Raw genomic sequence first — 25,062 nt, 5'->3', positions numbered from 1 at the left:
AGGAGTTCAATATGGCCCAATTCATAAACAATAAAGACGCAATCGTAACCGAGGCCATCGACGGTGTAATCAAGGCATCAGGTGGCAGACTGGCCCGAATTGACGGCTATCCGCATATTCGCGTGGTGGTGCGCAATGACTGGGACAAGTCCAAGGTTGCACTGGTTTCAGGGGGTGGTTCCGGTCATGAACCCGCCCATGCCGGTTTTGTCGGTGCGGGTATGCTAACAGCTGCTGTGTGCGGTGATGTATTTGCATCCCCGTCCGTTGACGCCGTCCTTGCCGGTATTCTGTCAGTAACGGGCCCGGCCGGATGTCTGTTGATTGTCAAAAACTATACCGGTGACCGGCTTAATTTTGGTCTAGCGGCTGAACGGGCGCGGGCCTTTGGGCTTAAGGTCAATATTGTCATTGTCGATGATGATATTGCCTTGCCCGATCTTCCACAGCCGCGCGGCGTTGCGGGCACATTGTTCGTGCACAAGATCGCCGGTGCGATGGCCGAAAGTGGTGCATCCCTTGAGGATGTAACCGCAGCTGCGGAGCGGGTTATTGCCGGAACAAAGTCGATCGGTATGTCGCTTGATACATGTACGGTGCCGGGGTCTCCCAAGGAAAACCGGATCGAGGCCGGTAAGGCCGAACTTGGTCTTGGCATTCACGGTGAGGCGGGCGTTCAGCAGATTGATTATCACAATGCCGAACAGGCAATGGCGGCCGTCACGGCGAAACTTGCGGCAGTGGTGGAAAACAAGCCGCATGTCGTGTTGCTCAATAATCTTGGCGGAACTTCGGTGCTTGAAATGGCGATCCTTGCCAATGATCTGGCCAATTCGTCCATTGCCAAGAACCTGAAATTCATTGTCGGTCCGGCGGCAATGATGACGTCACTTGATATGCGCGGTTTTTCGGTTTCGGTCTATCCGCTGAGTGCCGAGGATCATGCGTGGCTTTCTGCCCCCTGCGCGCCTGCGGCCTGGCCCGGATGCCATCCGATCAAGCCGGTGAGTGTTGTCGAACTGCCTGATGGTCTTACGCCGATCCAGCCGATCCCGTCGGAACATCGCCAGACAGCAGCGTTTCTGACGCAATGCTGTCACGTGCTGATTGATGCAGAAAGCGATCTGAATGCTCTTGATGCCAAATCCGGGGATGGCGATACCGGATCGACATTGGCCGGTGCGGCGAGGGCACTGATGGGGGCGCTGGATCGTTTGCCGCTGGCAGATCACACCCAGCTTCTGCGCGCCATCGGGCAGGAGTTGAGCCAGACAATGGGCGGATCATCGGGCGTACTTCTGGCGATTTTCTTTACCGCTGCCGGTGATGCGGCATCAAGCGGCCGTTCGATGGTCTCAGCCCTGAAGGAGGGGTTGGAACGCATGCAGCAAATCGGCGGTGCGCAATTGGGGGATCGCACCATGGTCGATGCCCTGAAACCTGCCCTCGATGCACTTGAGGCCAAGGGCATGGGGGCTGCGGCCGATGCTGCGCGCAAAGGGGCTGTTCATACCTCGACCATCGTGAAGGCCAAGGCAGGGCGTGCGTCCTATATCAATGCCCAACAGCTGGAAGGTCACATCGACCCGGGAGCAGAAGCCGTCGCCCGCCTATTTGAGGATCTCAGCAAGTAATCGTCGGATTTTTCATTCTTCCCACTCTCCGGGCATCGTCAGCTTCGTCTGCCGGTGCCCGTTTTTTGTTCGGTATCTGCCATCCGGTGTCACATCTATTGAATGGATGCCGTCGCATTCCTGCGCAAGTTCCGGTGCAGGAAGTCGATGAAAATACGGACCTTTGCCGACAGGTTATGACGTTCCGGATAGACAGCGTAAATATCGGCATCGACATGAGCATAGTGCGGCAAGACCAGTTGCAGGCGACCGGCATTGACGTGACGCGCAATATCCCATTCGGAACGCAGCATGATGCCCAGCCCGTCCATCACCCAGCCAAGCGCGATCTCGCCATCATTGCTGCTGAGTGTGCCGTGAACCTTGACGGTTTCGGAATGCTGACCACGCTGTAATTTCCAGACATCATAAACATCATTGTCCTGACGCAGGATGATGCAATTGTGGTTGATCAGATCGGTCAGATTGCGCGGCATGCCGTGCTTTTCGATATAGGCCGGTGCCGCACATAGAAAGCGCCGGTTATCCAGAAGCTTGCGGGCCCGGATACGTGAATTGGGCAAGCCACCGATACGGATGCCAAGATCAATGCCTTCTTCGACCATATTCATCGGGGCGTCTGTCAAAAGAAGCTGTACTTCGACATTGGGGTACAGGTGGGAAAACTCGGCGATTACCGGGGCGACATATTTGCGACCAAAGCCGAAGGTGGCATTAATGCGCAAAAGACCGCTGGGGTTTTCGCTTGCATGCGAAACCCGTTCTTCGAGTTCCTCGATGTCGTGCATGATCCGGATGGCGCTTTGATAATAGGCTTCGCCCTCGCTGGTCATGCTGATCCGTCGTGTCGTGCGGTTCAGCAATCGCACGCCCAGCCGGTCTTCAAGCTTTGCCAGCCGTTTGCTGACAGCAGGCGGAGACAGATTAAGCTCCTGGGCTGCGGCACTCAGGCTTCCCTTGCGAACCAGAAGGACGAAAAACCCGAGATCACTATCTGATGACATTATTAACCTGTGCGACAGAATGAAATAAATAATCAGAAATTATACTGAATAATTAAAAAATCTACACTGCACATATTGTTCGGAAAAACATCGCAGGTTCGGATGTGGTGACAACAGCGCAGCAGGGTAGCCCCAACGAATAAGGCCGGTTTCCACCTGTCAAAGCGTGCCGACGACCTGACGATATTCAGAGGAGGAAAAGTTCAAATGGCTGGTAACAAACATAAGATCGCGGTGATTGCCGGTGATGGTATCGGCACGGAAGTCATGCCCGAAGGCGTGCGCGTTCTTGAAGCCGCAGCCGAGGTCTACGGGATTGATCTGACATTTGATACGTTCGAATTCGGGTCCTGTGACTATTATCTTAAACATGGCCAGATGATGCCTGATGACTGGAAAAGTCAGATTGGCAATCATGACGCCATCTTCTTTGGTGCAGTGGGCTGGCCTGATACGGTTCCCGATCACATTTCACTGTGGGGGTCGCTAATCCAGTTCCGGCGTGATTTTGATCAGTATGTCAATTTGCGTCCGGCCAAATTGATGCCCGGTGTGCCTTCACCACTTGCCGGTCGCAAGCCGGGTGATATTGATTTCTATGTGGTTCGCGAAAACACCGAAGGTGAATATTCTTCGGTCGGCGGGAAAATGTATCCGGGGACAGATCGCGAGATTGTCATTCAGGAAACCGTCATGTCGCGTGTCGGTGTTGATCGCATCCTGAAATACGCGTTCGAACTGGCCCAGAAACGCCCGCGCAAGCATTTGACATCGGCGACCAAGTCCAATGGCATCTCGATCACCATGCCATATTGGGACGAGCGCGTTATCGAAATGGCAAAGTCCTATCCGGATGTAAGCTGGGACAAATATCATATCGATATTCTGACTGCACAGTTTGTCATGAATCCGGATCGCTTTGACGTTGTTGTCGCGTCCAACCTGTTTGGCGATATCCTGTCTGACCTTGGTCCGGCTTGTACCGGAACGATTGGTATCGCCCCGTCGGGCAATATCAACCCGGAACGCAAATTCCCGTCCCTGTTCGAGCCGGTCCATGGTTCGGCACCGGATATTGCGGGCAAAGGCATTGCCAACCCGATTGGCCAGATCTGGTCCGGGGCAATGATGCTTGATCATCTTGGTCATACCGATGCCCATGACGGGATCATGCGGGCAATTGAACAGGTTCTGTTGTCCACGGAACTGCGCACCGGCGACCTTGGCGGTACGGCAAATACCGTAACCTGCGGCAAGGCAATCGCCGATGCCGTGCGCCAGCAAGGTTAACCTCCCCAAGAAACCACAATAAAAGTTTCCCTTATTCCTCGCCCGATCACCCGTTTCGTCCGGTGGTCGGGCTTCTTTATGTTTGATCTATGGTCGTCGGGGCTTTCGCAAACTCGTAAAGGTGCAGGATGGCCATAGGTGAAAACCTTCTTTTCATCAGGATGCCAGAAACCTGTCGCGTCATGGCGGATATCAGATGGCGTTAACTTTCTTGTTAAGAGAGAATTGTTAAACGCATTTTCGGGGTGCTGTTGTTTTCCTTATCAACTTGTTTCACAAGGCTGATTTGGATAGCTTCGAACTCTGGTTGCCCCAACGAAAGCCTGACCATGATCCGATCCGTGCTTGCTATCACCGACATTCGTCCGGCCTATACCGCCCTGCTTGCCGGGCGGTATGATCTGCATCGTTTTGATCTTATCAAAGATGCCGAGGCTTTTCTGAATGAGACGGGGGACAAGATCACTGCGGTGGTGACTTCGGCGCGGTTTGGATTGTCTGTCGAATTGATGGACCGGCTTCCCAATCTCGAAGTCATCACAAGTTTTGGTGTTGGACATGATCTGATTGATCTTGAAGCCTGCCGTGCGCGCGGTATTCGGGTTTCAACCACCCCCGATATCCTGACCGATGATGTGGCCGATACTGCAATCATGCTGATGCACGCGGCTTTGCGCAATCTGGTGAAGGGTGATGACTGGGCACGCAGTGGCAAATGGTCTGCCAACGGGCCGATGGCACTAACCCGGTCTGTGCGGGGTAAGAAGCTCGGCATCGTCGGGCTTGGTCGGATCGGGCAGGCGATTGCATCGCGGGCAGAACCAAGCGGGCTTGAGATCGGTTATTTTGGCCGCAACCCCAAGCCGGTCGATTACCAGTTCTTTGACGATCTTGTCGAACTGGCGCGTTGGGCAGATATTCTGATGCTGTCCTGCCCGGGCGGGGCTGCGACACAGGGCATCATCAATGCCGATGTTCTGTCTGCATTGGGGGCAGATGGCTTTGTAATTAATATTGCACGCGGTTCGGTTGTCGATGAGCCGGCACTGATAGACGCCTTGCAGAATAATGTGATCGCAGGGGCGGGTTTGGATGTGTTTTACAACGAACCGCATATGGACCGCGCCTTTGCCGCGCTTGATAATGTTGTCCTCTATCCGCATCACGCCAGCGGCACGGTTGAAACACGCGACGCAATGGCACAGCTTGTTGTGGATAATCTCAACGCCTGGGATGAGCGTGCTGAACTGATCACGCCGGTTGCCTGACGACACATATTCACCATTTGGCGCGGTGCATGACGATCTTTGATCTTGGCGGTCAAATGCCGGTCGGGATATTGTGTCGCAATGACTGGTGATGATCTTAAAGTCCGACTGAAAATTGAACTGCCCGGCGCAGTCCGCCTTGGCTATGGCAAGGTCGATCTGTTGCGCGCGGTCGAAGAGCATCGTTCGATTTCGGCCGCAGCACGGTCGATGGGGATGTCCTATCGCCGGGCATGGCTGCTGATTGACGAGCTAAACAAGTGTTTCAGCGAGCCTGTAATCGAAACCAGTATCGGCGGACGTGCGCATGGTGGCGCGACCCTGACGCCAACCGGCATCCGGATCATCGAGATTTATCAAACAGCCCGTGACAAGGTGCAGGACGCCATCAAGGACGAACTGGATCAACTGGCTGCGTCATTGGCAGAGAATCCCCAAGCTGACTGACGGATCGGGGAGTGTGGCCGGAATTCTGTCAAAGTGAATGGTCAGACAGCTGACCATCCACTGTCACAGATTTTATCACCGCAAAGACCTTTTGATGACGTTCAAGATTGAGCCGCCCGGCGGACCATCGCGTGATACGCGCATGCAAGGTCGGCCGTCCGCTGGTTGCGGCGAAAAGTGATGCATCGGCATCATGGCCAAAGCACAGGCTGATATCGACCGTATCCCCGTCCAGATCGCTGATGTCGGTAATGGTCACCGGGATAATGTTATTGGCACTGATTCCCGATGGTGCTGTCCGCGCAATCATGACATCACGGGCGCGGATATGCAGGCGGACCTGATGGCTGGCCGGGCGTCCAAGATACGGGACGACAATGCGCTGTCCGGCGCATTCAAGGAAGCTTACCTCGGCCTTGGGATCGCGACTGACGATCCGGGCAGGCAGAACCGTTCCGGCGTCGAACTGTCCGGCAAGCGGGGGCAGGTCGCTACGGCCCAGCATGTCAAACACCGAACCGCTGGCCAGTGTTTTGCCCTGATCAATCACCACCAAATGGTCGGCAAGGCGGGCGACTTCGTCGATCGCATGGGTGACATACAGGATCGGGATTCTGCGGTGGTCACGCAGCCACTCGAAATAGGGAAGGATTTCCTGTTTGCGGGCGTGATCAAGGGCCGATAACGGCTCATCCAGAAGCAGGATATCAGGGTTTGCAAGCAAGGCGCGGCCAAGTGCCACACGCTGCTTTTCACCACCGGAAAGGGCTGCGGGACGGCGCCCCATCAAGGGTGAAATGCCGAGCATCTCAAGAATGGCAGTCTGTTCTTCGCGGTTCAGTTTGTCGGCATTCCGACGTGCCCCGAAATAAAGGTTTTCGCTGACGGTCTTGTGGGGAAACAGGCGGGCATCCTGAAATACATAACCAACGCGCCGGTGTCGCGTCGGCAGGTTGATTTGCCGGGCATGATCGAAAACAACATGTTCGCTTATCTCTATGCGCCCCGTGTCGGGGCGTTCCAGTCCGGCGATGATATTGATCAGACTGGTTTTGCCACTTCCTGACGGGCCGAACAGGGCCGTGATACCGGGTTCCTTGATGTGGAAATCCGCATCAAGGTCAAGCTTGCCAATCTTGTGTCGGATCGAAAGATGGATGCTCATGCCGTGGCCCTTTTGCGGATATGGCGCATGGCAATCTCGGACAGGAGCAGTCCGCCAAAGGCAAGCCCGATGGAGAGTGCGGCAAGTCGTGCTGCGGCAAGTTCGCCGCCGGGGGTCTGGATTGCGGTATAGATCGCAAGGGGTAATGTCCGCGTTTCACCCGGAATGTTTGAAACAAAGGTAATGATGGCCCCGAATTCCCCAAGACTTGCAGCAAAGGCAGTAATCGCACCGGCAATGATACCGGGCAAAGCCAAGGGCAAGGTTAGCGAAAAGAACCGGTCAATCGGCCCGGCGCCAAGCGTTTCAGCCGCCTGATACAAGCCGCTATTGACGTTTTCAAGACTGAGCCGGATGGCGCGGACCTGAAACGGGAAGCTGACAATGGCTGACGCCAGTGCCGCCCCCGTCCAGCTAAAGACAAAGCGAACGTCAAAGGTTTCATAAAGCCAAGCGCCAAGCGGGGCGCGGGTGCCAAAGCCGATCAGTAGCAAATAGCCCATCACGACCGGCGGCAAGATCAGCGGCAGATGCACTATGGCATCAAGAATGAAGCGTCCGGGAAACCGCCCAAGTGCCAATGCGGTTGCGACCAGAATGGCAAAGGGCAGGGCACAGGCAACAGCGACGCCCGAAATGCGCAAACTCAGCAACAGGGCTTCGATCTCTGCTGGCGTCAAACTGATCATTACTTTGCTGTGCCTGTATTGGTTGGCTGTATCTGATCAAATCCATAATCGGTAAAAATCTTGCCTGCGTCATCCCCCAAAAGCCAGGCAAGGAAATTGGCATTGCTGTCGTTACCGGCATCCTTGATCAGGGCGACTGGATAGGTGATTGGCGGATGGCTGTCATCAGGGAACGTGCCAATGATTTTGACACCCTGTGTAATCGCGGCATCCGTGCGATAGACGATGCCAAGCGGGGCCTCACCGCGTTCGACCAGTGCAAGTGCTGCGCGCACATTGTCGGCACGGGCAAGACGGGGGGCAAGCGTTTCCCATTGGCCGAGATAACTCAGTGCCTGTTGGGCATAGATACCGGCGGGAACGTGGTCCGGATCGCCGACTGCGATGCGATCATCATTACCCAGAAGTGCTGTGATGTCGGTATCTTTGGTCAATGAAATGGCGTTAATGGCACTGTCGTTGGGGGCTATTACGACAAGTCCGTTGGCGACCATATTGTTGCGGGTGTCAGCTTCGATCATGTCCTGCTCAGATAACCAGTCCATCCATTTCTGATTGGCGGAGATGAACATGTCTGCTGGTGCACCGGCCGCAATCTGGCGGGCAAGGGTTGATGAACTGGCAAATGATATCTCGATGCGATCACCGGATTGCTGTTCATAGGCCTTTGCGGCGGCAGTAACGGCGTTGGTCAGGCTGGCAGCGGCAAAGACAGTGATGTCTTCGGCATGAGCATTAATGGCGGTGAGCAGGAAAACTGGCAGGGCAAGATATCTGGCAAGGCGGCGCATGGTGGGATCCTTGTGGCGTTGACCTATCGCTATATTTTAATGGATATAACGATAGGTCAAGTAATTGATGCCATGCAATTTCGAGACGAAGGGAATTTCGGATCGTAACATTGGCCAAGCGCAAACAACAACAGCCCGCCATTGGCGGGCTGTGGAGAGAGCAAGACCGGTGACAGGGATGCGTATGCTTACCGGCACACAGCAGCGCGCAGCGGATCGTCAGCATCCATGTCGAACCATTCCTTCATGTCGGTCGGAAAGCCGTTATCATCAAGATTGTTGTCGGGTGTGATGTAGCCACGCTTGCCAGTGGTGCAATCAACCAGATGGGTCAGCGCCAATGTTTCAGCCCCCTTTTTTAGAAGCAGCGTTGTAACGCGCCTTTCATCCGGATTTGCCGGATTGGGTACGAGCTTGTCACGATCAATGGCTGTAAACCGGTTGATTGGCGCTGAAATCAGGGTCCAGGGCGCAAACGGGTTTTCGTCGGTAAAGGTCTGGATCACGTCGATATTTTGCGGAAGCCGCGCATCATAGCGATCAAACCAGCTATATTCATCCCAGATCATATAGCCAAACATCGCAACGGCGGCGACAAAGGGAATGACATATTTCGGTGCCTTGCGGCCCCAAAGACGGAACAGCAGCATCACTACCCCGGCAGCAGCAAAGCCGACAACTACCGTTGTGAAAATAAAGACATACATGCGGCCGTGACCCCCGGTTCCCTGTTATATTTGTTTGGGCTTCTGATGCCCTGTAATCCGATTAGCGCAGTATCCGGTTGAGCTCAAGTTCACCTTTTGGATCACGCTTGGCAATCTGGGCCAGAAACAGCCCCGATGCAGCAATCGCATCCGATAATGCGTTATGGGCCCGGAACGGTGGCAGGTTGTGGCTGCGCCGCAAGCTATCAAGTTTCAGTGCCCCAGATTTCATCGGCTGTCCACTGCGATGCAGATCGCGAAGGGCAAGAACCAGTGTGTCGACCGTCGGAATTTGCAAAGGGGCACCAAAACACTGTTTGCATGCCTGACCCAGAAAACCCAGTTCAATCGGGGCGTGATGGGATATCAGAACCCGACCTGCCATCTGGGGTAACAGATGTTCAAGTGCGGTTTTGATATCGGGTGCATTGGCGACGTCGCTATCAAATATGCGATGGACCACGACCGAGCTTTCACTAAGTTCCTGCGTCGGGCGTACCAGAATATGTTCACAGCTTGAGAAATCAACACCAAGCTGCCGGATGATCACCCAGCCCAGACTGACGATCTCGTCGCGCTTGGGATCAAGACCGGTGGTTTCCAGATCAAGGGCGATGAACTCGGTTTCACCGACCGGGCGATGTGGATCCGCTGGCGGGATATCATAATAGGCCCGCAAGGGGCCCGTTGCCTTGCGTTGGATGAAATCCCGGTAAAGGCGACTGTCGACGATTTTTTGACGCAATCCCATACTGATCAGGTCCCGCTTTTGCCAAAGGCATTTTCGAGCGCATTTTGAAGGTTCTTGATCACCGAAAAGGCGTCTTTCAGATGGCTGCGTTCAAAGGCAGACAGGCTTTCGGGATGCAGGAAGTTGTCCGGGGCATCCCCGCGCCGGATTTGCCGCACCTGATGTTTCAGGCGCGTGATGCTGATAAATTCAAACGCATCAAGAAGATCCGACGCCCCTTGTTTGCTGATCGAGGGCAGTGATTTGACGGCATGAAGTCGTTCAAATGTATTGACCGCGTCAACCCCGTTGGCCAAGGCGTGAATACGGGCCAGATCAACAATCGGCACAACCCCGTTATGTTTCAGATCAAGGGTGCTGTCATGTTCGCCGCCCCGGATCATCACAAAGTTCTTGAAGAAGCCAAGCGGCACATGATGGCTCAGGGCATTGCCAACCATATAGGCCTGGAAAATACGGTTGTCGCGCGCCTTGGAGACAATCAGGCGATGGAGATTGTCAAACAGGCTTTTGGTGCCGTGGATAGGGCGCAAGTCGAACCACACAGAACAGAGCATCAGAGATTTGGGTTCGGGCTGTTCGATCCATTTGTTGAAATATTGCTGCCAGACACGCACGGGTTGGCGCCACTGGTCGGTTTTTGCCATCATATCGCCAGGGCAATAAACATAACCAACCGTGTTGAGACCATCACAGACAAAATCTGCCAGCGCCCTGAACCATTCTCCGTGTTGTTCCGGATCATAGGCATCATCAATGATCAGGCAGTTATCCTGATCGGACAGGGCTGTTTGTTCCTGACGGCCTTGTGATCCTCCTGCCATCCAGACATAGGGAACCGGTGGCGGGCCAAGCCTTTCTTCGGCCAGTTGCAACAGACGGACCGTCGCGGCATCCGAAAGGGTGGTTACGATATGTCCGGCATTTTGTGATGTTGCTCCGGCTTCGATCAGATGACTGAGCAGTTCAGGAACCTGTTTGATGACCTTGGCCATATCCGCCGGATCGGTCAGCTTGCCAATCCGCCCGGCCATATAGACAGCAGACAATGACTGACGGGCAAGCAGGTTGTTGGTGGTGATCACGCCGACAGCCTTGCCATCCTTCATCACCGGCAGATGACGTACATTGTGACGCGTCATGGTCAAAAGCGCATCAAATGCATATTCGTCGGGGTGAATGGATATCGGGTTTGCGGTCATGATTTCGGTAACCGGATCGTCATAGCTTCGACCTTGTGCAACGACACGGTTTCGCAAGTCGCGATCGGTCATGATGCCGACGACTTCGGCGTCACCCTCGGTGATCAGAAGGCAGGAAACCCGTTCCTTGCTCATCAGTTTGCCTGCATCCAGAATGGTCGCAGATTTGTCGATACTGACCAGATTGCGTGCAATCAGATCAGCAACCCTGACACTCATCAGTTTGAGCTGGTCGTCATCACGGCTTTCAATCAGCTGCATACCACTGCGCAGCCGCTCCCCACCCATCTGGGCAAAGAAGTAGTTAAACTGGGGATATTTCCCGGCCAGATCGTGAAAATCCTTCTCGGGTAGCAGGTAACACAGGCTGTCTTCAAGCGTCGTGATATTGTTGGCGGCCTTGCCGTTACGGAACATCGCACGCACGCCAAAGCATTCGCCCTCGGACAGGCGGGCAAGCAGCAGTCCATCCGGATCGCGGGTTTCTGTGCCGCCCGTTCGGATAATATACAGGTGAAGGCATTGCTGTTCGGGGGAAAGGACCTTGGTGCCGGCCCGGAAATAACGCGCCGTCAGCCGTTTGGGCAGGGTATTGATTTCATCGTCGGGTAACAGGTCAAAAGGGTGATGCTGTTTTAAAAATTCAGCAATTTCTTCGAGTTCGATGCTCATTCCTATTTCCTCCGCTCGGCCATTGTTGCCTGACAATGCGCAAAAAGAAAAGCCCCCGGATCAATGATCCGGGGGCCTGCAACAGATTTGGTAAACCGATTGACCGATTAGTGGTCAACCGCGCCGCTGGCCCCTTTCGGAACGCGGATATCTTCGACCATGTGCTGGATATGCTCTGGCGGTTCAGCGGTGACTTTCGACACGGCGAAAGCAACGATGAAGTTCAGAACCATACCAACGGTACCAATACCTTCCGGCGAAATGCCGAACAGCCAGTTGTCGGGCGTATTGGCAATGATCGGATCAAAGAACACACCTTTATAGGCAAGGATATAGCCCATGGTGAAGATCAGGCCGGTCAACATGCCAGCAATCGCACCTTCGCGGTTAACCTTCTTGGAGAAGATCCCCATGATGATTACCGGGAACAGAGACGACGCAGCAAGGCCGAACGCAAAGGCCACAACCTGTGCCACAAAGCCTGGCGGGTTGTACCCCAGATAGCCTGCGATCAGGATCGCAACAGCTGCTGCGATACGACCGGCCATAAGTTCCTGACCTTCTGTCATGTCCGGTGTGAAAGTACCTTTGAGAAGGTCATGCGACACACCAGAGGAAATCACAAGCAACAGGCCGGCAGCGGTCGACAGCGCAGCAGCAATGCCGCCTGCTGCAACCAGTGCAATGACCCAGTTCGGAAGCTGTGCAATTTCCGGGTTGGCCAAAACCATGATGTCACGGTCAACGGTCAGTTCGTTACCAGCCCAGCCATATTCAGTGGCCTTGGCAGCAAAGTCCTTGTTCGCATCGTTATAGTACTGGATGCGACCATCACCGTTCTTGTCTTCGAACTTCAGAAGGCCGGTAGCTTCCCAGCGCTTCATCCAGTCTGGACGTTCTTCAAAGGACAGGTTGCCATCTTCGGCACCAACTTCGCCGGTCTGGATGGTTTCGGTCAGGTTCAGACGTGCCATTGCACCAACTGCCGGAGCAGTGGTGTAAAGAAGCGCGATGAAGACCAGAGCCCAACCAGCCGAGGAACGTGCGTCACGCACTTTCGGCACGGTGAAGAAGCGAACGATAACGTGCGGAAGACCGGCAGTACCAACCATCAGAGCCGCGGTGATAGCAAAGACATCAATCGTGGATTTGTTGGTGGTGGTATATTCGAGGAAGCCGAGTTCCGTAACCACGGTATTGAGGCGTTCAAGCATATATTCGCCTGTACCATTGACGGTCGAGCCGAATGCCAGCTGCGGCAGCGGATTGCCGGTCAGCTGGAAGGCAATGAAGATCGCCGGAATGGTATAGGCAACAATCAGAACGCAGTACTGAGCAACCTGGGTATAGGTAATGCCCTTCATGCCGCCAAGAACGGCGTAGATGAAGACGATGCCCATGCCAACGATAAGGCCGGTGAGGATTTCGACTTCAAGGAAGCGCGAGAACACGATACCAACGCCGCGCATCTGGCCTGCCACATAAGTGAACGAGATAAAGATCAGGCAGATAACAGCAACGATACGGGCTGCTTTGGAATAATAGCGGTCACCGATGAATTCCGGCACGGTGAACTTACCGTATTTGCGCAGGTAAGGTGCCAGAAGCATTGCCAGCAGGCAGTAGCCGCCGGTCCAGCCCATCAGGTAAACCGAGCCGCCATAGCCAAGGAAGGCAATGAGGCCAGCCATAGAGATGAAGGAAGCAGCAGACATCCAGTCTGCTGCGGTCGCCATACCGTTGACGACCGGGTTAACACCTTTGCCAGCGACATAGAATTCGCCGGTGGTGCTCGCCTTGGCCCAGATCGCGATGCCGATATACAGCGCGAAGCTCAAGCCAACGACGATATATGTAAGGGTAGTAAGATCCATTTTGTCTGTCTCCCCAGATCCTGCGTCAATCGTCGTCTTCGTGAACGTCGAACTCGCGGTCCAGTTTGTTCATCTTTGACACATAGACGAAAATCAGTGCGACAAAGACATAGATGGACCCTTGTTGAGCAAACCAGAAGCCAAGCTGGAAGCCCGCTATTTCGATACTGTTGAGGGCATCGACAAACAAAATGCCGAAACCGTAGGAAACGATGAACCAGATCACAATCAGACTTGCGACCAGTTTCACGTTTCTCTTCCAGTAGGCTGCGCTTTGTTCATCCATCGCGCGTCTCCTTCCTAGAATTGATAACTTCCCCTGCCGACCACTTGTTGTGTTTTTGTCAGTCGGCCGCATGTATGAAAGACAACAGAGTGCGATGACACACTTTTTGTCTTCTAAGCTCGATACCAGTTTTCGAGATTCCCCAGAAGCTAATCATTAGTCGTATGAAACAGGGCCTTAGGAGAGGCTTGTTTGAACTTAAGGCATGAAATATCGAAGATTTCCGCCACTTTTTCATGTGTGCGCTGCGGTATTTTGAGTTGAAGATTGATATCAATAAAATCGTCAAAGTTTCTGTTTTTGATGTCTCTGTTGTGATTTGAATCGATTTTATACGTAAGAATAAAGCTTTTGCAGTCATGAGATCCACGCATTAACTCCGGGGCGGAAAAATCAAAGCTGTCCAAAACAGCTGGCAGGATACGGATTGATATTGCAGTTGTTTTCGACGGTCTGAGGCAAGTAACAGCTCTGCATGGCGCCATGTGCGGTTTGAAGTTGTTAACCGTAAGCACGTCGGTTACAAACGGGCACAGTATTTCAGGCATGGTTTCTTGCATGCCGTAGTGATCCGTCCTCAAGCAGGGCGGACCCAACGACATTTTTGGATGGGGAATTTAATGGCATCCTACCAGTATATTTACGTCATGAAGGACCTGACCAAGATCCTTCCGGGCGGTCGCGAACTTTTCAAGGGCATCACCTTGTCCTTCCTGCCGGGTGTGAAGATCGGTGTTCTCGGGAACAACGGCGCAGGTAAATCGACCCTGCTGAAAATCATGGCCGGCATTGAAAAGGATTTCGCCGGTGAAGCATGGCCCGCAGAAGGCGTTCGTGTCGGTTACCTTGAACAGGAACCACAGCTGAACCCGGAAAAGGATGTTCTTGGCAACGTCATGGAAGGGTGTGGCAAGGTTGTGGACGATCTGGCGCGCTTCAATGAAATCAGCGCCAAGTTTGCCGAACCGATGACCGATGACGAAATGAATGATCTCCTTGCCGAGCAGGGTGAACTTCAGGAAGCAATCGATGCCGCCAATGGCTGGGATCTTGAGCGCACGCTTGAAATCGCCATGGATGCGCTGCGTTGCCCGCCGAAAGATTCGGACGTCACCAAGCTTTCGGGTGGTGAGCGCCGCCGTGTCGCACTTTGCCGTCTGCTTCTGGCGAAGCCCGACATTCTGCTGCTTGACGAACCGACCAACCATCTTGACGCTGAATCGGTTGCCTGGCTTGAACGTCACCTCGAAGATTATCAGGGTACCGTTATTCTGGTTACCCACGATCGTTACTTCCTCGATAACGTTACGGGCTGGATCCTTGAACTCGACCGTGGTCAGGGCATCCCGTATGAAGGTAACTACTCGTCCTGGCTTGAACAGAAGCAGAAGCGTCTGGATCAGGAAGCCCGTCAGGAAGGTAGCCGTCAGAAACAGCTGGCATCCGAACTGGAATGGATTCGTCAGAACCCGAAAGGTCGTCAGGCAAAATCCAAGGCCCGTGTTCGTGCCTATGACGATCTCGTTGCCGAAGCAGCAAAGGCCGTACCGGATTCGACCAAGATCGTTATTCCGATTGCCGAGCGTCTCGGGAACGAAGTCATCACCGCTGAAGGTTTGACCAAGGCATTTGGTGACAAACTTCTGTTTGATGATCTGCACTTCCGTCTGCCGCCGGGTGGTATCGTTGGTGTTATCGGCCCGAACGGCGCAGGTAAAACCACGCTGTTTAAAATGCTGACCGGTAGCGACACTCCGGATTCCGGAACGCTCAAGATCGGTGAAACGGTCAAGATGGGCTATGTCGATCAGTCGCGTGACTCGCTTGATCCGAACAAGACTGTCTGGCAGGAAGTTTCCGACGGCCTTGACGAAATCCTGCTGGGCAAACGCCCGATGAGCTCGCGTGCCTATGTATCGCAATTTGCTTTCAAAGGTGCTGATCAACAGAAGAAAGTCGGTCAGCTGTCAGGTGGTGAACGTAACCGCGTTCACCTTGCAAAAATGCTGAAATCCGGCGCGAACGTCCTGCTGCTTGACGAACCGACCAACGATCTTGACGTTGATACGCTTCGCGCGCTGGAAGAAGGTCTTCTGGAATTTGCCGGTTGTGCTGTGGTTATCTCGCACGATCGCTTCTTCCTTGACCGTATCGCGACCCATATTCTTGCTTACGAAGGCAATTCGCACGTCGAATGGTTCGAAGGTAACTATCAGGAATATGAAGCGGATTATAAGCGTCGCTATGGCGAAGAAGCCAGCCGTCCGCACCGCATCAAGTACAAGCCGCTTACCCGTTAATCCGGGTAATCGCCGCTTTGAAATGCAAAAGGCCACCTTCGGGTGGCCTTTTTGTTTTGGATGGGGTGTGTTCGAACAAAGAAAAAGCCACCGGCCCTTGGGGCGGTGGCTTTTGAAGGCGACTGCGATGATCGAATGATCAGAGACCGGTTTTTGCCTTAAGGGCAGCGGTCAGTGCGCCGACATCGTCATTGTTCTGCTGGATCACGGCGGTGAATTCGTCACGCTGTGTGATGCCCATGCTCAGACCTTCGATGGAGACATCAATGATCTTGTAATGGCCGTCAAAGACGCGCATCCGCCAGACAATATTCACAGGCGGGCCATCCGGGCGAACAAACTGCGAATTGACGAATGTGTCCTTGTTCTTCTCGGTTTCGTTACCGACGACGAACTGTTCACCGTTAAAGGCCTTGAACTGGTTGGCATAGTTCAGGGCCAAGTAATTCTGGAGAAGTTTGGAAAACTCCCCGATCTCCTCCTTGGAGATGGAGCGCCAGTAGCGGCCGAGCACAAAACGCGACACAACGTCCATCTCGAAATAGCGATCCATCAGGGCAACGAATTTCTGACGACGGACATCGTCTGCAAGAGTCTGGTCCGTCAATTCGGTCATCGCCTGATCGGCAAGGGCCTGAATGACGTTTGCGGCACTTTGATCAACGGCAACTTCCGCCAGCACAGGCGCAGAAGCACCTGTCGCAACGGCCGGACCCGACCACGCCGCAGCAACGGCAATGAAAGCGGCTGCTGCGGGGATGATGATCTTGCGCTTGGTCATGACGTACTCTTACTGGCTGGCAGCTTCAACGGCATCGTCAAAGCTGAACTCGGCGCTTTCACCCTCGATCTCGGATGCTGGTGCCGGGGCGCCGTTGCGGATCAGGGTGTTACGCTGCTGACGATAGAGGCTGCGCAGTGCGGCATAGTAGTCGATGGACGACTTCTGCAATTCGTTCAGCTGATTGACCGTTGAATAGCGATAGTGAAGTGCACTCAGACCGATCGAGCCAAGGTAAAGTGCCTCGGCTGTGTCACTGTTTTGCGAACCCCAGGTCAGCGGGTTGGCAACATAATCTACACCAAGACCAATGCCATCACGCAGGTTGGACGGGCCCAACAGCGGAAGCACGATATACGGACCGGCGCCAACGCCATAATGCGCCAGAGTCTGACCGAAATCTTCACGACGATACGGAATGCCGAAATCGGCAGCGACGTCGTTAAATCCGAGGAAGCCCAGCGTCGTATTCATGATGAAACGCTGGAAAGAGGCAGCTGCCTGATCCGGGTCGCCCTGCAGCAACGCGTTGAGAGAGTTCAACGGCTCATTGATGTTGCGCACAAAGCTTGCGACCGAGGTTTTTACAGGTTCCGGTGCAATGTCCCGGTACCACATGGCAGCAGGGTAAAGAACCATGAAATCGACTGCGCCGTTCACGCCGTGAACAACACGGTTTACCGGTTCAATCGGGTCAAAATCACTCATGTCCTGTGCAGGTTCTGTTGATGCACAAGCCGTCAACAAGGACAGCGAACCAGCAGCACAGAGTGAAAGTAGAGCTCGAAACTTCATTATTTTCAGCCAACCGATGTTCGATACATAGACTTCCTTGACCCAAGACGTTTCTCGTGCGGGAACACCAAAAAACGTTACCGATCAACTTCCTGCTCGCGAAGTCCGATCATGTATCGTGTACGTCTCGAATATTTATGTGGTTAGCATAGGGTGAAATTAAACGCCAGCATACAAAAAGTTGAAAGGGATCAAGCTGTTTTGCCGTGTGATGTTTTTACCATACCCCCTTTGGGTAGGAAAATAGATATTGATTAAATATAAACATATCTTTATATCTATTTTTATCAGACGGGAGATATCGATATGGAACAGGTTCTGGCAAGATTGCGCGCAGCGGCTGAAGCGACACGGCTTCGCCTGCTTGCCATTTGTGCCGAGTGCGAACTGACCGTCAGCGAGATCACCCAGATCATTGGCCAAAGCCAGCCCCGCGTTTCTCGCCATCTGAAGTTATTGTGCGAAGCAGGCCTTCTGGTTCGTTTTCGCGAAGGGACCTGGGTTTTCTATCGGACGCCACATTCCGGTCCTGGGGCCGATCTGGTGCAGCCGGTTCTGGCGTTGTTGCCAGTTGATGACGAGATTCTGTCGCTTGATCGTGCTCGCCTTGAACAGGTCAAAGCCCAGCGCGAAAAAATCGCCACTGAATATTTCCGCGCCAATGCCGAAGATTGGGATCAAATCCGTTCCCTGCATATCGACGAGGCCGTTGTCGAACAGGCATTGCTTGATGCCGTCGGTGATCTGGGTGGCGGGCGGATACTTGATATCGGTACCGGTACCGGACGTATCCTTGAACTTCTTGGCAAGAATGCCGAAGAAGGTGTTGGCGTTGATATGTCGCGCGAGATGCTGGCAGTTGCGCGTGCGCGCTTGCAACGGGCCGATCTTTCAAATTGTCTGGTGCGGCAGGCCGATATGTATCAACTGCCTTATCCGGGCGGCATGTTTGATGTCGTGACCCTGCATCAGGTTCTGCATTTCGCAGAAAAGCCGGATGCGGCAATTGCCGAGGCTGCGCGCGTTCTTGCGCCAAATGGAAAGCTTGTAGTGGTCGACTTTGCGCCTCATGACCGTGACGAGCTGCGCGAGGAACACGCCCATCGTCGCCTTGGTTTTGAGGATTCGTCGATCAGTACGTGGTTTCGCGCATGTGAACTTGTCTTTGACGATGTCATAAACCTGCCCGGCAAACCGCTGACTGTCAGAATCTGGGTTGCACATGCTGCGGCACGTGTGACCGAACAGGTACCAAAGAATAGCACAGACAAGGCGGCGGAATAGTCCGCGTTACCCGACCTAAATAAGAACATCCCGATACACGGGAAAGTGAAGACAGGATTGATATGATGACGGTTCAAGAAAAACAGGCAGCACACAACGATCTGCGGGTTTCGTTCGAATTCTTCCCCCCTAAAACGGAGAAGATGGAAGAAACCATGTGGCGCTCGATCCATCGGCTTGCGCCGCTGAACCCGTCATTCGTATCTGTAACCTATGGGGCGGGTGGCACGACGCGTGATCGCACCCATGGCAGCGTCACCCGCATTCAGGGCGAAACCGGTATTCCGGCGGCCGCCCATCTGACCTGTGTTGGTCATACCAAAGAAGAGATCGAAGAAATCGCTCGCAAATACTGGGACGAAGGCATTCGTTCGATTGTGGCGCTTCGCGGTGACTTGCCTGATGCCGGTGGTGTCTATACGCCTACCCCGGGCGGTTATCCATATGCGGTTGATCTGGTTGCGGGGCTTAAGGCAATTGCCGATTTTGATATTTCGGTTTCGGCCTATCCGGAAATGCATCCCGATGCACCAAGTGCCGATTTCGAGATTGATTATCTGAAACGCAAGATTGATGCCGGTGCCAATCGCGCCATTACGCAGTTTTTCTTTGATAACGAAACCTATCTTCGGTTTCGTGATAAATGTGATGCGGCTGGCATCAATGCGCCGATTGTTCCGGGTATCTTGCCGGTTACAAACTTCGCATCTTTGTTGAAATTCGCCGATATGTGTGGTGCTTCTGTTCCCGAACGGTTGCACTGGCGTTTTGATGGTCTGGATGAAGACCCGGAAACGCGCCGCATGGTTGCATTCCACGAAGCCATCTCGCAGGTTGAAGGTTTGATGAAGGAAGGCGTTAGCGATTTCCATTTCTATACCCTCAACCGCGCCGAACTGACCTATGCCATCTGTCATGCGCTGGGTATTCGCGGGACGGACAAGGCTGCTGCCTGAACTCCGAACACCCACTTTGCAATGCATGACTGAAAGACTGGATGAAAAAGATGAATGATCGCAAGGAACGCGTCGCCCTGTTACGCAAACGGGCCGAGGAAAAGATACTGATCCTTGATGGCGCCATGGGGACCATGATCCAGAAACACAAACTGACCGAGGAAGATTACCGCGGGGAACGGTTTGCCGACTGGAAGCAGGATGTCAAAGGTAACAATGATTTGTTGTCACTGACCCGGCCGGACATCATCAAGGACATCCATCTGCAATATATCGCAGCCGGAGCGGACCTTCAGGGGACCAATACCTTTAGTGCGACGACGATTGCCCAGGCCGATTACGGCATGGAACATCTGGCTTACGAGATCAATTTCGAAAGTGCCAAGATTGCGCGACAGGCGTGCGATGAGTGGGAAGCCGCCCATCCCGGCGATGTGCGCTTTGTAAATGGTGCCATCGGCCCGACCAACCGTACCGCTTCGATCTCACCGGATGTGAACAATCCCGGCTTCCGTGCAATTACCTTTGATCAGCTCAAAGACGCCTACAAGGAAGCCGCCAAGGGTTTGCTTGATGGCGGGGCAGATGCGCTTCTGGTCGAAACCATTTTTGATACGCTGAACGCCAAGGCGGCACTTTATGCGATTGACGAGGTGCTTGAAGAACGCGGCGAAGACGTCCCGGTCCTGATTTCAGGCACCATCACGGATGCGTCGGGTCGTACCCTTTCGGGGCAAACGACCGAAGCGTTCTATAATTCGGTCCGTCATGCCAAGCCGTTCTCGATCGGACTGAACTGTGCACTTGGTGCCGCGCAGTTGCGCCCCTATGTACAGGAACTCTCGCGTATTGCCGAATGCCGTGTGTCGGTTTATCCCAATGCCGGTTTGCCGAACGAATTTGGTGAATATGATCAGACCGATGCCGAAATGGCAGCGCTGGTTAAGGAATGGGCGGAAACCGGTATGGTTAACCTGCTTGGTGGATGCTGTGGCACGACGCCGCCGCATATCAAGGCCATTGCCGATGCAGTTGCCAATGCCAAGCCGCGTACGCTTCCGAAGATAGAACCAAGAATGCGGTTGTCCGGCCTTGAGCCGTTTGACGCTGCCTGAACCCGATATTGATTGCTGAAAAGAGATCGAACAGACCCATGACCGACATTTCCAGATTTATCAATATTGGTGAACGTACCAACGTTGCAGGCTCGATCAAATTCAAGAAGCTGATCGTTGACGAAGATTACGATGCAGCCGTTGAAATTGCCCGCCAACAGGTCGAAAACGGCGCACAGATCATCGACATCAATATGGATGATGCGATGCTTGATGCCGAAACGGCGATGGTGAAATTCATCAACCTGATCGCAGCCGAACCCGACATTGCCCGCGTACCGATCATGGTCGACAGTTCCAAATGGAATGTGATCGAAGCTGGCCTTAAATGTCTTCAGGGCAAAGGCATCGTCAACTCGATCAGTCTGAAAGAAGGCGACGAGCCCTTTATCGCCCAGGCCAAGAAACTGCGCCGATATGGTGCGGCCGTCGTCGTCATGGCCTTTGACGAAAAAGGTCAGGCTGATACGGTCGATCGCAAGTTCGAGATTTGCAAACGCAGCTACGATGTTCTGGTTCAGAAGGTCGGATTCCCGCCAGAAGACATCATCTTCGATCCGAACATCTTTGCCGTTGCGACCGGTATCGAAGAGCATGACAACTATGCTGTCGATTTCATCGAGGCCTGCAAGCTGATCAAGGCCAACCTGCCTTATGCAAAGATTTCCGGCGGTGTTTCGAACGTGTCCTTCTCGTTCCGGGGCAATAACCCGGTCCGCGAAGCCATGCATTCGGTGTTCCTGTATCACGCGGTCAAGGCCGGTCTGGATATGGGGATCGTCAATGCCGGTCAGCTTGTTGTCTATGAAGAAATTCCGGCTGAATTGCGCGAACGTGTCGAGGACGTCATCCTGAACCGTCGTTCAGATGCGACGGACCGTTTGCTTGAAGTGGCCGAGAAGTACAAAGGAACTGGCGGCCCGGAAAAGAAAATCGATCTTGAATGGCGTAAAAAGCCGGTCAATGAACGTCTGGCCCACGCACTGGTTAACGGCATTGCAGAGTTTGTCGAAGAAGACACCGAGGAAGCCCGTCAGCAGGCAGACAAGCCCCTTCACGTGATCGAAGGTCCGCTGATGGATGGCATGAACATTGTCGGTGACCTGTTTGGTGCCGGTAAGATGTTCCTGCCGCAGGTGGTCAAATCTGCCCGCGTGATGAAAAAGGCCGTCGCTTACCTCATTCCGTTCATCGAAGAAGAAAAGGACGGGGTCCGCGAAACCAATGGCAAGATCCTGCTTGCGACAGTTAAGGGCGATGTTCATGACATCGGCAAAAACATCGTGGGTGTGGTTCTGCAATGTAACAATTTCGAGGTCCTTGATCTTGGCGTGATGGTGCCAACACAGAAAATCATCGAAACTGCCAAGGCCGAAAATGTCGACATGATCGGTCTTTCCGGTCTGATCACGCCATCGCTTGAAGAAATGACCTATGTTGCTGCCGAAATGGAGCGCGAGGGGCTTGATATCCCGCTTCTGATCGGTGGGGCGACCACCTCGAAAGTTCATACAGCGGTCAAGATCGCACCGAACTATAACCGGTCGGTTGTCTATGTGATTGATGCGTCGCGCGCAGTTGGTGTTGCAAGTCAGCTGGTGTCCGAGACCCATCGCGAACGCTTTGCTGCGGAAATTCGCAACGAATATATCGCGATGGCCGAAAAGCACGCAGCACAGCAACTGCAGAAAAAGCGGTTTGCGCTTGCGGATGCGCGCGCCAACAAGGTTCAGCTTGATTGGGATGCCTACGATGTTCCGGTACCGGCCAAGCCGGGTATCACGGTGTTTGAGGAATTCGATCTTGAAGAACTGGTGGCGCGTTTTGACTGGAAACCGTTCTTTGAGACCTGGGAATTGCATGGTCGTTTCCCCGACATTCTGAAGGATGAAAAGGTCGGAGAAACGGCGCGCAGCCTTTATGAAGATGCGCAGGCAATGCTCAAGCGCATCGTGGCCGAAAAATGGTTCAAGCCAAGGGCAGTCGTTGGTATCTGGCCGGCAAACTCGGTTGGCGACGATATCGAAGTCACCCCGGCCCCGGATCAGAACGAACCTGTGATGCTGCGGACCCTGCGTCAGCAGATGTATCGTGAAAACAACAAACGTCCGAACCGTGCATTGGCCGATTACATCGCGCCAAAAGAAAGTGGCAAGACCGACTATATTGGCGGCTTTGTCGTTACAGCCGGTCCGCAGGTTGAAGAAATTGCATCCAAGCTTGAAGCCGAGCATGACGATTATAACGCAATCCTCGTCAAGGCGCTTGGCGACCGGTTTGCCGAAGCCTTTGCCGAGCGCATGCATGAAAAAGTCCGCAAGGAACTTTGGGCCTATGCCAAGGATGAAAGCCTTGGCAATGACGAACTGATCGCAGAGGGTTATCGCGGGATTCGTCCGGCACCGGGTTATCCGGCCTGCCCGGAACATACCGAAAAACGTACTCTCTGGTCGCTGCTTGATGCTGAAAAGAATGTCGGCGTGTCTTTGACCGAAAGCTGTGCAATGACCCCGGCATCGTCGGTCAGCGGTTTCTATTTTGCTCATCCCGAAGCCAAATATTTCGGCCTTGGCAAGATCGAGCGTGATCAGGTGGAAAGTTATGCCGAGCGCAAGGGTATGACCATGGCCGAGGCGGAACGCTGGTTGGCGCCAAACCTGAATTACGATCCACGTCAGGCATCCTGATCTGGCTGGTCGCAATGAAAAGCCCCGCAGACTGCACTCTGCGGGGCTTTTTCCGTTGGCTATTCTGTTCGGCGATTAATGTGTGGCTCGACAGAATTTACCACGTTCGGTAATGCCGACAATGACGATACCGATCAGGCCAAGGAAGAAGTAGCCGACCAGAAGCGGGGTGACGGTGCCGTTGAATTGCAGCCCGATGATGCCTCCGGCGATCACGCCGATAAGCGTGCTGTAAACGCCAATCATCGAAGAGGCTGTACCTGCGATTGCCCCCACAGGCTCCATGGCCAGCGAGTTGAAATTTGGCATGGTCAGCGAGAAACAGAATAATGTTGCTGTCAGCCCGATACCAAAGACAGGAAGCGGCGGATGACCATCAAAGCCAAGTGCGATCAGAACGTTGATCAGGCTGCTGATGGTCATGATGAACAGGGCCACATGGGAAATCTTGTGCATTCCTAATTTTCGTACGAGACGCGCATTGATGAAGGACGAGAAACTCATACAAGCGGCGATCATCCCGAATACCAGCGGGAACCAGGCACCAAGGCCGTAGACTTCGGTTTCAAAGATTTGCTGGGCAGACCCGATATAGGCCATCAGGCAGCCAAACATCATGCCCATTACTGTGGAATAGCCAAGGGTCTGACGGTTGGTCACCGTGGTTTTGATATCGCGTGCGATCCGGCGAACAGACAATTTGTGCCGGTATTCGGGATGCAGGGTTTCGGGCATCCGAAGCAAATACCAGCAGACAATTGCAATCGCGAGAACAAGCGTGCTGACAAAGATCATATGCCAGTTTGCCAGTGCCAGGATCAGGCTACCCGATGCGGGTGCAAAGACCGGCAGGATAATAAAGACCATCATGACAAAGGACATCACGCGTGCCATCTCGCGGCCTTCAAAGCAGTCGCGCGTTATGGCCATGGTCAGAACGCGTGGAGCGGCGGCTCCCAATCCCTGCACAAAACGTGCAACAAGCAGATGCTCATAGCTATCAGCAAAGATTGCCATGATGGTCCCGATTGCATAAATGCCAAGACCGCCAATCAGGACGGGACGGCGACCAAAGCTGTCAGCAAGCGGACCATAGACGATCTGCATCAGTCCAAAGGCGATCATGAAGACGTAAATCAGCATCTGCATGCGATTGCCGTCCTGGATACCGAAATCTTCGGCAATCGGCCCGAAAGCAGGCAGCAGGTTGTCAATTGAAAGGGCGACAAGTCCGATGGTGATTGCCATCAGACAGACAAATTCAGCAAAGCCGGGTAGCGGTCTTGCCGCAGCACTACCCGTAGGGCGGGGATCATTCATTTTTTCGGGTTCCGTATCAACACGGTTCGGGTGGCGTTATATTT

Annotated in this window: 22 protein-coding genes; 9 read left to right on the top strand and 13 right to left on the bottom strand. The window is 53.7% G+C overall.

The window, feature by feature from the left end; translation table 11 throughout:
• The first annotated feature begins 11 nt into the window (after positions 1-11).
• A complete protein-coding gene (locus tag TH30_RS18645; protein WP_114099615.1) occupies positions 12-1,634 on the top strand; it encodes a dihydroxyacetone kinase subunit DhaK in 1,623 nt (540 codons plus the stop codon).
• 95 nt (positions 1,635-1,729) lie between these two features.
• Here TH30_RS18645 and TH30_RS18640 read toward each other — a convergent pair whose 3' ends face one another.
• On the bottom strand, positions 1,730-2,638 hold the full coding sequence (locus TH30_RS18640; protein ID WP_114099614.1) for a LysR family transcriptional regulator: 909 nt from the start codon (positions 2,636-2,638) through the stop codon (positions 1,730-1,732).
• 207 nt (positions 2,639-2,845) lie between these two features.
• On the opposite strand from TH30_RS18640, the gene TH30_RS18635 reads away from it, so the two are divergent.
• The 3 genes from TH30_RS18635 to TH30_RS18625 all read left to right on the top strand — a co-directional run bounded on the left by TH30_RS18635 (position 2,846) and on the right by TH30_RS18625 (position 5,643).
• Positions 2,846-3,928: a tartrate dehydrogenase gene (locus TH30_RS18635; RefSeq protein WP_114099613.1), complete on the top strand. Its 1,083-nt coding sequence runs from the start codon at positions 2,846-2,848 to the stop codon at positions 3,926-3,928.
• Positions 3,929-4,257: 329 nt separating this feature from the next.
• The gene (locus tag TH30_RS18630) at positions 4,258-5,196 is read left to right on the top strand and encodes a 2-hydroxyacid dehydrogenase (protein ID WP_114099612.1); all 939 of its coding nucleotides are present in this window, start codon (positions 4,258-4,260) and stop codon (positions 5,194-5,196) included.
• A gap of 81 nt (positions 5,197-5,277) precedes the next feature.
• A complete protein-coding gene (locus tag TH30_RS18625; protein ID WP_114099611.1) occupies positions 5,278-5,643 on the top strand; it encodes a winged helix-turn-helix domain-containing protein in 366 nt (121 codons plus the stop codon).
• 28 nt (positions 5,644-5,671) lie between these two features.
• On the opposite strand, the gene modC is transcribed toward TH30_RS18625, so the two are convergent.
• From modC to TH30_RS18580, 9 genes are all read right to left on the bottom strand, one after another.
• Positions 5,672-6,808 carry a molybdenum ABC transporter ATP-binding protein gene (modC, locus tag TH30_RS18620; RefSeq protein WP_114099610.1) on the bottom strand — a complete coding sequence of 379 codons (1,137 nt, stop codon included), beginning with the start codon at positions 6,806-6,808 and terminating at the stop codon, positions 5,672-5,674.
• Positions 6,805-7,497 (bottom strand): molybdate ABC transporter permease subunit, encoded by a 693-nt coding sequence (gene modB, locus TH30_RS18615; protein ID WP_181850402.1) that lies wholly within the window; start codon positions 7,495-7,497, stop codon positions 6,805-6,807. The genes modC and modB overlap by 4 nt, the downstream gene beginning before the upstream one ends.
• The gene (gene modA / locus TH30_RS18610) at positions 7,497-8,288 is read right to left on the bottom strand and encodes a molybdate ABC transporter substrate-binding protein (RefSeq protein WP_114099609.1); all 792 of its coding nucleotides are present in this window, start codon (positions 8,286-8,288) and stop codon (positions 7,497-7,499) included. The genes modB and modA overlap by 1 nt, the downstream gene beginning before the upstream one ends.
• Positions 8,289-8,476: 188 nt before the next feature.
• Positions 8,477-8,995, bottom strand: a complete 519-nt coding sequence (locus TH30_RS18605; RefSeq protein ID WP_114099608.1) for a hypothetical protein — start codon at positions 8,993-8,995, stop codon at positions 8,477-8,479.
• 61 nt (positions 8,996-9,056) lie between these two features.
• Positions 9,057-9,746 (bottom strand): exonuclease domain-containing protein, encoded by a 690-nt coding sequence (locus tag TH30_RS18600; RefSeq protein ID WP_114099607.1) that lies wholly within the window; start codon positions 9,744-9,746, stop codon positions 9,057-9,059.
• 5 nt (positions 9,747-9,751) lie between these two features.
• Complete coding sequence (locus TH30_RS18595) at positions 9,752-11,620, bottom strand: DUF294 nucleotidyltransferase-like domain-containing protein (RefSeq protein WP_114099606.1); 1,869 nt, start codon at positions 11,618-11,620, stop codon at positions 9,752-9,754.
• A gap of 107 nt (positions 11,621-11,727) precedes the next feature.
• Positions 11,728-13,494: a sodium:solute symporter family protein gene (locus TH30_RS18590; RefSeq protein ID WP_114099605.1), complete on the bottom strand. Its 1,767-nt coding sequence runs from the start codon at positions 13,492-13,494 to the stop codon at positions 11,728-11,730.
• A 25-nt stretch (positions 13,495-13,519) separates the two neighbouring features.
• The gene (locus TH30_RS18585; RefSeq protein WP_114099604.1) at positions 13,520-13,780 is read right to left on the bottom strand and encodes a DUF4212 domain-containing protein; all 261 of its coding nucleotides are present in this window, start codon (positions 13,778-13,780) and stop codon (positions 13,520-13,522) included.
• Positions 13,781-13,929: 149 nt separating this feature from the next.
• Complete coding sequence (locus TH30_RS18580) at positions 13,930-14,340, bottom strand: hypothetical protein (protein ID WP_147252055.1); 411 nt, start codon at positions 14,338-14,340, stop codon at positions 13,930-13,932.
• A gap of 60 nt (positions 14,341-14,400) precedes the next feature.
• Between TH30_RS18580 and ettA the strand changes: the two genes are divergently transcribed.
• On the top strand, positions 14,401-16,080 hold the full coding sequence (gene ettA, locus TH30_RS18575; RefSeq protein WP_114099602.1) for an energy-dependent translational throttle protein EttA: 1,680 nt from the start codon (positions 14,401-14,403) through the stop codon (positions 16,078-16,080).
• Positions 16,081-16,219: 139 nt separating this feature from the next.
• On the opposite strand, the gene TH30_RS18570 is transcribed toward ettA, so the two are convergent.
• Positions 16,220-16,861: an MlaC/ttg2D family ABC transporter substrate-binding protein gene (locus TH30_RS18570; RefSeq protein WP_114099601.1), complete on the bottom strand. Its 642-nt coding sequence runs from the start codon at positions 16,859-16,861 to the stop codon at positions 16,220-16,222.
• Between the two features lie 9 nt (positions 16,862-16,870).
• Positions 16,871-17,569 (bottom strand): MlaA family lipoprotein, encoded by a 699-nt coding sequence (locus TH30_RS18565; RefSeq protein ID WP_258548792.1) that lies wholly within the window; start codon positions 17,567-17,569, stop codon positions 16,871-16,873.
• Positions 17,570-17,962: 393 nt separating this feature from the next.
• On the opposite strand from TH30_RS18565, the gene TH30_RS18560 reads away from it, so the two are divergent.
• The 4 genes from TH30_RS18560 to metH all read left to right on the top strand — a co-directional run bounded on the left by TH30_RS18560 (position 17,963) and on the right by metH (position 23,698).
• A complete protein-coding gene (locus tag TH30_RS18560; RefSeq protein WP_114099599.1) occupies positions 17,963-18,940 on the top strand; it encodes an ArsR/SmtB family transcription factor in 978 nt (325 codons plus the stop codon).
• Positions 18,941-19,002: 62 nt separating this feature from the next.
• Complete coding sequence (gene metF / locus TH30_RS18555) at positions 19,003-19,896, top strand: methylenetetrahydrofolate reductase (protein WP_404969466.1); 894 nt, start codon at positions 19,003-19,005, stop codon at positions 19,894-19,896.
• A 50-nt stretch (positions 19,897-19,946) separates the two neighbouring features.
• Positions 19,947-21,011, top strand: coding sequence for a homocysteine S-methyltransferase family protein (locus TH30_RS18550; RefSeq protein WP_258548791.1), 1,065 nt, complete (start codon positions 19,947-19,949; stop codon positions 21,009-21,011).
• 38 nt (positions 21,012-21,049) lie between these two features.
• Positions 21,050-23,698 (top strand): methionine synthase, encoded by a 2,649-nt coding sequence (metH, locus tag TH30_RS18545; RefSeq protein WP_114099597.1) that lies wholly within the window; start codon positions 21,050-21,052, stop codon positions 23,696-23,698.
• A gap of 75 nt (positions 23,699-23,773) precedes the next feature.
• Here metH and TH30_RS18540 read toward each other — a convergent pair whose 3' ends face one another.
• Positions 23,774-25,018 carry a multidrug effflux MFS transporter gene (locus TH30_RS18540; protein WP_114099596.1) on the bottom strand — a complete coding sequence of 415 codons (1,245 nt, stop codon included), beginning with the start codon at positions 25,016-25,018 and terminating at the stop codon, positions 23,774-23,776.
• Positions 25,019-25,062 lie beyond the last annotated feature (44 nt).

It is taken from the genome of Thalassospira profundimaris (assembly GCF_003326795.1).
Lineage (GTDB): Bacteria > Pseudomonadota > Alphaproteobacteria > Rhodospirillales > Thalassospiraceae > Thalassospira > Thalassospira profundimaris_C.
The sequence above is the reverse complement of the archived record's forward strand: the minus strand, read 5'-3'. Positions and strand labels throughout refer to the sequence as shown.

Bases quoted from the DNA above. Each gene is read 5' to 3' on its own strand.
- TH30_RS18645 (WP_114099615.1), top strand. From the start codon at position 12: ATGGCCCAATTCATAAACAATAAAGACGCAATCGTAACCGAGGCCATC.
- TH30_RS18640 (WP_114099614.1), bottom strand. From the start codon at position 2,638: ATGTCATCAGATAGTGATCTCGGGTTTTTCGTCCTTCTGGTTCGCAAG.
- TH30_RS18635 (WP_114099613.1), top strand. From the start codon at position 2,846: ATGGCTGGTAACAAACATAAGATCGCGGTGATTGCCGGTGATGGTATC.
- TH30_RS18630 (WP_114099612.1), top strand. From the start codon at position 4,258: ATGATCCGATCCGTGCTTGCTATCACCGACATTCGTCCGGCCTATACC.
- TH30_RS18625 (WP_114099611.1), top strand. From the start codon at position 5,278: ATGACTGGTGATGATCTTAAAGTCCGACTGAAAATTGAACTGCCCGGC.
- modC (WP_114099610.1), bottom strand. From the start codon at position 6,808: ATGAGCATCCATCTTTCGATCCGACACAAGATTGGCAAGCTTGACCTT.
- modB (WP_181850402.1), bottom strand. From the start codon at position 7,497: ATGATCAGTTTGACGCCAGCAGAGATCGAAGCCCTGTTGCTGAGTTTG.
- modA (WP_114099609.1), bottom strand. From the start codon at position 8,288: ATGCGCCGCCTTGCCAGATATCTTGCCCTGCCAGTTTTCCTGCTCACC.
- TH30_RS18605 (WP_114099608.1), bottom strand. From the start codon at position 8,995: ATGTATGTCTTTATTTTCACAACGGTAGTTGTCGGCTTTGCTGCTGCC.
- TH30_RS18600 (WP_114099607.1), bottom strand. From the start codon at position 9,746: ATGGGATTGCGTCAAAAAATCGTCGACAGTCGCCTTTACCGGGATTTC.
- TH30_RS18595 (WP_114099606.1), bottom strand. From the start codon at position 11,620: ATGAGCATCGAACTCGAAGAAATTGCTGAATTTTTAAAACAGCATCAC.
- TH30_RS18590 (WP_114099605.1), bottom strand. From the start codon at position 13,494: ATGGATCTTACTACCCTTACATATATCGTCGTTGGCTTGAGCTTCGCG.
- TH30_RS18585 (WP_114099604.1), bottom strand. From the start codon at position 13,780: ATGGATGAACAAAGCGCAGCCTACTGGAAGAGAAACGTGAAACTGGTC.
- TH30_RS18580 (WP_147252055.1), bottom strand. From the start codon at position 14,340: ATGCAAGAAACCATGCCTGAAATACTGTGCCCGTTTGTAACCGACGTG.
- ettA (WP_114099602.1), top strand. From the start codon at position 14,401: ATGGCATCCTACCAGTATATTTACGTCATGAAGGACCTGACCAAGATC.
- TH30_RS18570 (WP_114099601.1), bottom strand. From the start codon at position 16,861: ATGACCAAGCGCAAGATCATCATCCCCGCAGCAGCCGCTTTCATTGCC.
- TH30_RS18565 (WP_258548792.1), bottom strand. From the start codon at position 17,569: ATGAGTGATTTTGACCCGATTGAACCGGTAAACCGTGTTGTTCACGGC.
- TH30_RS18560 (WP_114099599.1), top strand. From the start codon at position 17,963: ATGGAACAGGTTCTGGCAAGATTGCGCGCAGCGGCTGAAGCGACACGG.
- metF (WP_404969466.1), top strand. From the start codon at position 19,003: ATGATGACGGTTCAAGAAAAACAGGCAGCACACAACGATCTGCGGGTT.
- TH30_RS18550 (WP_258548791.1), top strand. From the start codon at position 19,947: ATGAATGATCGCAAGGAACGCGTCGCCCTGTTACGCAAACGGGCCGAG.
- metH (WP_114099597.1), top strand. From the start codon at position 21,050: ATGACCGACATTTCCAGATTTATCAATATTGGTGAACGTACCAACGTT.
- TH30_RS18540 (WP_114099596.1), bottom strand. From the start codon at position 25,018: ATGAATGATCCCCGCCCTACGGGTAGTGCTGCGGCAAGACCGCTACCC.